General features: G+C 58.6%; 1 protein-coding gene. It reads left to right on the top strand.

From position 1 onward, the window contains the following. Positions 1–161 precede the first annotated feature (161 nt). Positions 162–1,340 (top strand): IS256-like element IS1249 family transposase, encoded by a 1,179-nt coding sequence (locus tag QKD99_RS11440; RefSeq protein WP_005323424.1) that lies wholly within the window; start codon positions 162–164, stop codon positions 1,338–1,340. The last annotated feature ends 22 nt before the right edge of the window (positions 1,341–1,362 follow it).

Here is a 1,362-nt window from a genome sequence, read left to right as displayed (position 1 = left end):
GGGTTAAGGGTCAAAAAGTGTGTCCGGAATCGCGGATTTTCACGGATTGACCTGTAGGTTTCCGGAAAGTATATGCTCCGGAAGCATATATCTAGCCCCCGACGGGAAATCCTCGGTGTGGCAGCCGTGATGTGCTATGCGCGGCGTGGTGTGGTGTCGCAATGTCGAAGAACCAACCACGCTGCCACTGCGGCGGTGAAATGAAACGCAACGGCACCACCAGCAAAGGCACCACCAGATGGCGCTGCAAACAATGCGGCGCCTCCAGCGTCAAACGTCGAAACGACATCACCAACGCGGCAGTGTTCACCCAGTTCATCGAGCATTGCACCACCGCAATATCACTCGACGACCTAGCCAAACGAAACGGTGTTAGCCGCGCCACCATGAAGCGGCGCTTCAAGTGGTGCTGGCTCGTTGATGTGCCTGACCCCACCGCCGGCCACCACAAGCGGATCTACGACCAGGTATTTCTCGATGGCACCTACACCGCCGGTGGCTGCCTGATCGTCGCGGCGACCATCGACCACGTGATCGCCTGGCACTGGTGCAAACACGAAACCACCCGCGACTACCAACTGCTGCTTGAACGCATCGAAGCCCCACTCATCGCCGTCATCGACGGCGGCCAAGGCGCATACAGCGCAATCAAAAAGTGCTGGCCGACTACGAAAATTCAACGCTGCCTCGTCCACGCCCAACGCGTGGTCCGCCGCTACACCACCACCAACCCACGCACCGATGCCGGGCGCACCATCTACCGACTTGCGCTGAAACTGACCCGGATCACCACACTGGATGAAGCCGCCGCGTGGGGTGTGCAACTGCACGAGTTTTCAACGATCTACCGGGAATGGATGAACGAGAAAACCATGATCAAAGACCCCAAAACAGGTGCATGGACCCGCGTGTGGACCCACCACAACGTGCGCAAGGCCTACAACAGCCTCAACCATCTTTGGCGGTCCGAGATGCTGTTTGTCTACCTCAACCCGCCAGCAGGAGTCCTTGCGCCCGAGCGGATCAAATCCACCACCAACAGCTTAGAAGGCGGCATCAACGCCCAGCTCAAACTGCTCGCCAGAACCCACCGCGGCAGATCAGGCGAACGACAACGCCGCATGCTGGATTGGTGGCTCTACTTAAAAACGGAACTGCCTGACGATCCAGTACGAATCGCCAGGCAGTCCGACTGGGGCCAGGGCCAACTCGCCAAAGTATCCACCCTGACCCAAACCGAGAACCAAGCCGACCACGAAACAGGACGACCAGCCCTCTACGACAACGCTATCGACACCGACTACACCCACTCAATCGGCATTCAAAAAGGCCAAATCTAACCCCCGCGACACGCCGAGCCAG

Origin of the sequence: Corynebacterium sp. c3Ub_189 (assembly GCF_039907195.1) — a bacterium.
Lineage (GTDB): Bacteria > Actinomycetota > Actinomycetes > Mycobacteriales > Mycobacteriaceae > Corynebacterium.
The sequence above is the reverse complement of the archived record's forward strand: the minus strand, read 5'-3'. Positions and strand labels throughout refer to the sequence as shown.